We start from the raw sequence: 7,941 nt of genomic DNA, 5'->3' as shown, positions 1-7,941 counted from the left end.
CGCACACTCGGCGATCCGGGCCGCGAACACCGCATCCGAAGCAAGGAGTTCACGCGCCATCCCCGGCCACTGCGACCCCTGCCCGGGGAACACGAACACCGCCCGGTGGTCCTGCGCGGCGGTGCCCCGTACGGTGCCGGGGCCGGTGCGGCCGTCGACGAGGGTGTCGAGACCGGCGAGCAGGGTGTCCCGGTCACCGCCGACGACGGCGGCGCGGTGCTCGAAGGCCGTGCGCGTGGTGGCCAGGGAGTACCCGATGTCGGCGGGGCACGGGCCGGTTCCGTCGGCGACGTGGGCGCGCAGCCGCACGGCCTGCTCGTGCAGGGCTTCGGGGGTGCGTGCGGAGAGCACCCAGGGCACGGCTGCGTCCGGTGCGTCCGGTGCCTCGGCCCCGGTGGGTTCCTCCTCGGCGGGCGGCTGTTCGAGGATGACGTGGGCGTTGGTACCGCTCAGCCCGAAGGAGGAGACTCCGGCGCGCCGGGGGCGGCCGTCCGCGGGCCAGGGCACGGGTTCGGTGAGCAGCCGGACCACTCCGGCGGACCAGTCGACGTTCGGGGACGGAGCGTCCACGTGCAGGGTCGCCGGGAGCACCTCGTGGCGCAGGGCGAGGATCATCTTCATCATGCCCGCTACACCGGCGGCGGCCTGGCTGTGCCCGATGTTGGACTTCAGCGAACCCAGGTACAGGGGCCTTTCACGGTCCTGTCCGTACGTGGCGAGCACGGCCTGCGCCTCGATGGGATCACCGAGCCTGGTACCGGTGCCGTGGGCCTCCACGGCGTCGACGTCGGCGGCGGTGAGACCGGCGTCGGCGAGCGCCTCGTTGATCACGCGCTGCTGGGCGAGGCCGCTGGGCGCGGTCAGCCCGTTGCTCGCGCCGTCCTGGTTGACGGCGGAGCCGCGCAGGACGGCGAGCACGGGGTGGCCCGAACGTCGGGCGTCGCTCAGCCGCTCCAGGAGCAGCAGCCCGACACCCTCGGCCATGCCGAAGCCGTCGGCCGACGCCGCGAAGGACTTGCAGCGACCGTCGGCGGCGAGCCCGCGCTGACGGCTGAAGCCGGTGAAGGTGAGCGGCGAACCGATCACGGTGGCGCCGCCCGCGAGGGCCAGGGCGCAGTCGCCGTTGCGCAGCGCCTGCGCGGCCAGGTGGACGGCTACGAGCGAGGACGAGCAGGCCGTGTCCACGGTGACGGCCGGCCCCTGAAGTCCGAGGGTGTAGGCGATGCGTCCGGACAGGACGCTGGTGGAGATGCCCGCGACGAAGAGACCCTCGAGTTCCTCGGGCACCTCGTCCATGCTGCCGCCGTACCCCTGGTAGGCGGCGCCCGCGAAGACGCCGGTGCGGCTGCCGTGCAGGGTTCGCGGGTCGATGCCGGCCCGCTCCAGGACTTCCCAGGAGGTCTCCAGCAGGAGCCGCTGCTGCGGGTCCATGGCGAGGGCCTCGCGCGGTGAGATGCCGAAGAAGCCAGCGTCGAAGCGGCCCGCGTCGTACACGAAGCCGCCGGACGCCGCGTAGCTGGTGCCGGGCCGGTCGGGGTCGGCGTCGTAGAGCGCGTCCAGGTTCCAGCCTCGGTCGGCGGGGAGTTCGTCGACCGCGTCGCGGCCGTCGGCGACGAGCTGCCACAGCTCCTCGGGGGTGGTGACACCGCCCGGGTAGCGGCAGCTCATGGCGACGATGACGACCGGGTCGTCGTCGGCCGCCGCGGTGCGTGTCACCGGCGCGATCCGTGCGGACGCCCCGTCGCCCAGGAGTTCGGCGCGCAGGTGGCGGGCGAGGGCGCCGGGTGAGGAGTAGTCGAAGACGACGGTGACGGGCAGGCGCAGGCCCGTCACCGCGGTGAGCCGGTTGCGCATCTCCACGGCGGTCAGCGAGTCGAAGCCGAGGTCGCGGAAGGCGCGCTCGGGTGCGATGGAGTCGTCGGTGTCGTGGCCGAGCACGGCCGCGGCCTCGGTGCGTACGAGGTCGGTCAGGACGCGTTCACGCTCGGGTCCGGGCAGGTCGCGCAGCCGGTCACGGAGGCTTCCGGTGGCCGGCGCCACGTCGTCGTGGGCCGGGTTGGTGACCGGCCCCAGGGCGGCGCGGGCCTCGGGGACGCCGGCGATGAGAGGGCTGGGCCTGCCGGTGGTGAAGACCGTGGCGAACCGGTCCCAGTCGATGTCGGCGACCAGGGTGAGCGTCTCGTCGTGGTCGAGGACCTGCCTGAGGGCGGTGAAACAGATGGCCGGCGGCATGAACACCACGCCCTGGGACCGCAGTTGGTCCTCGGCGAGCGCTGCCGCCATACCGCCGCCGTCTTCCGGGCTCCAGATGCCCCACACGACCGAGGTGGCGGTCAGGCCTCGGACCCTGCGGTTCTCGGCGAGCGCGTCGAGGTGGGCGTTGGCGGCGGCGTACGCACCGTGGATCGCGCTGCCCCACACGCCGGATATGGAGGAGAACAGTACGAAGGCGTCGAGTGTGTCCCGGTCGAAGAGCGCGTCCAGGTGCGCCGCGCCCAGTGCTTTGGCGTCCAGGGTGTCGGCGAACTCGTCCAGGTTCGTCCCGTCGAGCGCCACGAGCGAGCCGCCGGCGGCGGCGTGCAGCACGGAGCGGATCTCGCAGCCGTCCGCCGCCAGGCCCGCGACGAGCGCGGCGAGGGCGTCCCGGTCGGTGATGTCGCAGGCGGCGACCGTGACGCGCGCACCCGAGTCGGAGATCTCCTGGACGAGTTCACCGGCTCCGGGTGCATCGGGACCTCGGCGGCTGACGAGTACGAGGTGCTCGGCGCCTTCCCGGGCGAGCCGGCGGGCGATGTACGCGCCGAGGCCACCGGTGCCGCCGGTGATCAGCGTGGTGCCGTGCGGGGTCCAGGTGCGGCGTGGGGCGGCGTCGCCGAGCGGGGCGCGGACGAGCCTGCGGCCGTGCAGGCCCGCGCCGCGCACGGCGAGCTGGTCCTCGGCGCCGGGCGCGGCGAGCACCGCGCACAGCCGGGCCGCGGCCCGCGTGTCAGGCTCCGGCGGCAGATCGACGAGGCCGCCCCAGCGGCGCGGGTGTTCCAGGGCGGCGCACCGGCCCAGGCCCCAGCTCATGTGCTGGGCGGGGTGTACGGCCGCGTCGGCGGGGCCGACGGCGACGGCACCGCACGTGGCCCACCACAGCGGCGCGGTGACACCGGCGTCGCCGAGTGCCTGCACCAGGGCGAGGTTGAGGGCCGCGCCCACGGGCACCGACGGCCGGCGCGAGTGCGGTCGTTCATCGGCGGCGAGCAGCGACAGGACGCCCGCCGGCGCGGTGCCCGCGAGGGCGTCGGCGATCCGGACGGCGAGCAGGCCGCGTTCGGCGTCGGCCTCGTCCAGGGTGACGGTGACCACGGTGGCCCCGGCGTCCTCCAGGGCGCGTACGCAGGCGAGGGACCAGGTGTCCTCGGTCGGCGTGACCGACGAGTCGGGCGGCGCGGGCGTGGTGGACGAGGCGGACCCGACCGGCGCGGCGGACGAGGCGAGCGAGGTCGGCGGCAGAACGAGCCACGTGCCGGACAGGCGGGCGGCCGTGGGCTCGGGCAGGGGTTGCCAGGTGGGCCGGTAGCGCCAGGACTCGACGGTGGCGAGTTCGGCGCGCTGCTGCCGCCAGACGGCGAGCGCGGGCAGCACCGCGCTGAGCGGCTCCTCGGGCCCGACTCCGAGCGTGGCGGTCAGCTGGGGCAGGTCCCCGGTGCGGACGGCCTCCCAGAAGCGGTCCTCCACGGGATCGGCGGGCGCGCCCGCCACGGTCGGCGCGGGTGGCGTCCGAAGCCAGTAGGCGCGTCGCCGGAAGGCGTACGTGGGCAGTTCGGCCCCCGAGTCATGGCCGACGAACACCCGGGACCAGTCCGGGGACAGCCCGCGGGTGTGGGCCTCTGCGAGGGCGAGCAGGAAACGGTCCGGTCCCCCCTCGTCCCGGCGGAGCGTACCGAGCACGGCGGCGGGCCGCTCCGGGTGCGCGGACTCGGCGGTCTGCTCCACGCCGACGGTCAGCACCGGATGGGCGCTGACCTCGACGAAGAAGCCGTAGCCCTGGTCGAGCAGACCGCGCACGGTCTCTTCGAAGCGCACGGTCTGCCGCAGGTTGCGGTACCAGTACCCGGCGTCCAGGACCGTGGTGTCGGGCACCGGGGCGGCGTCCACCGTGGAGTGGAACGGCACCTCGGCGGCGCGCGGGGTGATGCCCGCGAGCACGGTGCGCAGCCGCTCCTCGATCGCCTCGACGTGCACGGAGTGCGAGGCGTAGTCGACGGGGATGACCCGGGCCCGTACGTCCCGCGCGACGAGGGCCGCGACGATGCCCTCGATCGCCTCCGGGTCTCCTGAGAGAACTGTCGTCGCGGGCCCGTTGACCGCCGCGACGGACAGCCGCCCGGCCCACAGCCGGAGGTACGGGCCGAGGTCGGCGGCGGGCAGCGGCACGGACGCCATGCCACCGCGCCCCGCGATGTCCCCCAGCGCCCGGCTGCGCAGCGCGACGACCTTGGCCGCGTCGTCCAGGGACAGCGCGCCCGCCACGCACGCGGCGGCGATCTCCCCCTGGGAGTGCCCGGCCACCGCGTCCGGTTCGATGCCGTACGAGCGCCACAGCTCCGCCAGCGACACCATCACGGCGAACAGCACGGGCTGCACCACGTCGACCCGCTCCAGGGACGGCGCGCCGTCGGCACCGCGCACCACCTCCTCCAACGACCAGTCCACGTAGGGCGACAGAGCGCGCTCGCACGCGGCCATCCGGTCGGCGAACACCGGCTCCCCGTCGAGGAGACCGACCGCCATGCCCGGCCACTGCGAGCCCTGTCCGGGGAAGACGAACACGGTCTTGCCGACGGCTCCGGTGGCCCCCCGTACGAGACGCGGGGACGGGGCGCCCGCGGCGAGCGCGGTGAGCCCCTCCACGAACCCCGCCCGGTCCGCCGCCACGACGGCGGCGCGGTGCTCGAAGGCGGACCGCGTGGTCGCGAGGGCCCGGCCGATGGCGCCGTCCGTGACCGGGGCACCCCTGGCCGGGTCCCCCGACATGGCCTCCACGTGGGCCAGGAGGCGGGCGGCCTGGGCACGCAGGGTCTCCTCGTCGCGGGCGGAGACCACCCACGGCGACGGGCCCACGGCGGGCGCGGTCCCCGGCTCCTCGGTGTCCTGCGTGATGTCCTCCTCGAGAACGAGGTGGGCGTTGGTGCCGCTCACGCCGAAGGCGGACACCCCGGCCCGGCGCGGCCGTCCCGCCCGCTGCCAGGGACGGGACTCGGTCAGGACGCGGACGGCGCCCCGCGACCAGTCGACGAAGGGGGTCGGCTCGTCGACGTGCAGGGTGCGGGGCAGCCGCCCGTGGCGCAGGGCCATGACCATCTTGATGACGCCGCCGACACCGGCCGCACCGGAGGTATGACCGATGTTCGACTTCAACGACCCGATCCACAGAGGCCGTTCGGTTTCGCGCCCCTGCCCGTAAGTGGCGAGCAGCGCCTGCGCCTCGATGGGATCTCCGAGCCTCGTACCGGTGCCGTGTGCCTCCACGGCGTCCACGTCGCCGGGCGCGAGCCGGGCGTCGGCGAGGGCGGCGGCGATGACCCGTTCCTGGGCGGGCCCGTTGGGCGCGGTCAGACCGTTGCTCGCGCCGTCCTGGTTGACGGCGGAGCCCCGTACGACGGCGAGTACCCGATGTCCGTGCCGACGCGCGTCGGCGAGGCGCTCCAGTACGACGACGCCGGCTCCCTCGGACCAGCCGGTACCGTCGGCGGACGCCGCGAAGGCCTTGCAGCGCCCGTCCGCGGACAGCGCCCGCTGGCGGCTGAAGGCGACGAACGCGTCCGGAGTCGCCATCACCGCGACACCGCCCGCCAGGGCGAGGGAGCACTCGCCGGCCCGCAGCGAACGGACCGCGAGGTGCAGCGCGACCAGGGACGACGAGCAGGCGGTGTCGACGCTGATGGCGGGGCCTTCGAGGCCCAGGGTGTAGGCGACGCGGCCCGAGACGACACTGGCGGCCGTGCCGGTGTCGAGGAGGCCCTGCAGTTCGGGGACGTCGCGCGAGGCGCTGCCGTAGTCGTTGCGCATCGCGCCGATGAACACGCCGGTCCGGGTGGAGCGCAGCGAGGCGGGGTCGATGGCCGCGCGTTCGACGGCCTCCCAGGCGGTCTCCAGGACGAGGCGCTGCTGCGGGTCCATGGCGAGGGCCTCGCGCGGCGAGATCCCGAAGAAGCCCGGATCGAAGTCGGCGGCGTCGTGCAGGAACCCTCCGTGGCGTGTGGAGGAGGTACCGGGGTGGTCGGGGTCGGGGTGGTAGAGCGCCTCGGTGTCCCAGCCTCGTCCGGTGGGCCAGCCGGTGATGGCGTCGGTGCCGCTGTCGACGAGGTCCCACAGTCGCTCGGGGGTGTCGGCGCCGCCGGGGTAGCGGCAGCTCATGGCGACGATCGCGACGGGCTCGTGGCGGGCGTCCTCCGCCTCACGCAGTCGCCGCCTGGCGTCCCCCAGGTCCGCGGTGGCACGCCTGAGGTATTCGAGGAGCTTGTCGTTGTCCGGCATGGGTGTCTCGCTTCTCCCTCAGGCGCCGTAATTGTTGTCGAGCAGTTCGAAGAGTTCGTCGGCGGTGGCGGTGGCCGTGTCGGCACCGTTCGCCCCGCCGGCGTCGCCGTCCCGCGGTCGGCGGCTGTTCCATGTGCTCAGCAGGTCGCGCAGGCGGATGCCGATCTCGTCAGCGTCGGGGGTGTCCGTGCCCGCGCCGGCCAGCGCGTCGGCGAGGCGGTCCAGTTGTGCGAGGACAGGCCGCTCCGGTCCGGGTGGCGCGGCCAGCCGTTCATGGAGGTGGGCGGCGAGCCCGGCGGGTGTGGGGTGGTCGAAGACCACGGTGGGCGGCAGCTCGATCCCCGTCGCCGCACTGAGACCGGTCCTGAACGTCACGGCGAGCATCGAGTCGAACCCCGCCGCGACGAAGGGCCGGTCGGGCTCGACGGCCGCCGTGCCGGAGTGTCCGAGCTGGGCGGCGGCATGCGCGAGGACCAGGTCGAGGACGGTGCGGCGGCGGTCGGTCTCGTCCAGCGGCGCGAGCCGTGCGGCGAGTTCGGCCGCCGGGTCCGTCACTGGCGGCCCGGCCGCAGGCTCCGGGGCGGTGGCCGCCGCAGTGACGGCGTCGGCGGACCGGCCCGGGGTGGGCAGCCAGTAGCGCTGGTGCTGGAAGGCGTAGGTGGGCAGGGCCACGTGCGCACCGGTGGGCGGGGGCAGTACGGCGGCCCAGTCCACGGGGGCGCCGTGTGTCCATGCCTCGGCGAGCGAGGTGAGGAGGCGGTCGGTGCCGCCGTCGTCGCGGCGGACCGTGCCGACGGCGCCGACGGGCCGCCCCGCCCGCTCGGCGGTCTGGGTGACGGCGGCGGTCAGCACCGGGTGCGGGCTCATCTCGACGAACAGGTCGTGTCCGGCGGCGAGCAGGCTCTCGGTGGCGCCCGCGAACGCGACCGGTTCGCGCAGGTTGCGGTACCAGTAGTCCGCGTCGAGGACGGCACCGTCGACGACGTCACCGGTGACGGTGGAGTACAGCGGCACCTCCGGCGTCCGCGGCCGTACTCCGGCGAGGGCGGTGCGCAACGCGTCGCCGACGTCGGTGACCTGGGCGGAGTGGGCGGCGTAGTCGACGGGGAGCCGCCGGGCCCGTACGGTCTGGCGGGTGCAGTCGGCGAGCAGCGCCTCCAGCGCGGCGGGTTCGCCCGCGACGACGACGGCCTCGGGACCGTTGACCGCGGCCACCCCGATCCGCTCGTCGTAGGGGATCAGGAGTTCCCGTACGTGTGCCTCGGGTGCGGCCAGGGAGACCATGCCGCCGCGGCCCGAGAGGCGCAGGAGTTCCCGGCTGCGGAGGGCGACGACACGGGCGGCGTCCTCCAGGGACAGCGCCCCGGCCACACACGCCGCGGCGATCTCCCCCTGCGAGTGCCCCACCACGGCCGC

The 7,941-nt window shown here is 74.9% G+C and carries 2 protein-coding genes; both read right to left on the bottom strand.

Annotated features, from left to right (window positions below):
• Positions 1–6,525: type I polyketide synthase (locus ADK41_RS35895; protein ID WP_159044001.1), on the bottom strand; the 6,525-nt coding region annotated here is incomplete at its 3' end.
• An 18-nt stretch (positions 6,526–6,543) separates the two neighbouring features.
• The coding region (locus ADK41_RS35890; protein WP_159044000.1) for an acyltransferase domain-containing protein at positions 6,544–7,941 on the bottom strand (1,398 nt) is incomplete at its 5' end.

Source organism: Streptomyces caelestis (assembly GCF_001279005.1).
Taxonomy (GTDB): Bacteria; Actinomycetota; Actinomycetes; order Streptomycetales; family Streptomycetaceae; genus Streptomyces; species Streptomyces heliomycini.
The sequence above is the reverse complement of the archived record's forward strand: the minus strand, read 5'-3'. Positions and strand labels throughout refer to the sequence as shown.